Here is a 235-nt window from a genome sequence, read left to right as displayed (position 1 = left end):
AAATCGCTTTGATTTGCTCCTTCGTATGAACACCAGCAACTTTTTTTACAACTTGTCCATCTTTTTTGAACAGAAGTGTTGGGATAGACATGATACCAAACTGACGAGCTGTGTTTGGATTTTCATCTACATTCATTTTATAAATGCGTAATTCGTCTTCGTCCACTTCACCATCTAATTGTTCCAAGATTGGTGCTTGCATACGACAAGGACCACACCACGGTGCCCAAAAGTC

The 235-nt window shown here is 40.0% G+C and carries 1 protein-coding gene; it reads right to left on the bottom strand.

Going from position 1 to position 235, the window contains the following annotated elements:
* Positions 1-235 (bottom strand): thioredoxin (gene trxA / locus RG959_RS24930; protein ID WP_342799378.1); only part of this gene is annotated, 235 nt, incomplete at both ends.

Origin of the sequence: Domibacillus sp. 8LH (genome assembly GCF_038806185.1) — a bacterium.
In the GTDB taxonomy this organism is placed as follows: Bacteria; Bacillota; Bacilli; order Bacillales; family Domibacillaceae; genus Domibacillus; species Domibacillus indicus_A.
Note: the sequence above shows the minus strand (reverse complement) of the source record. Positions and strands in the feature narration are given on the sequence as shown.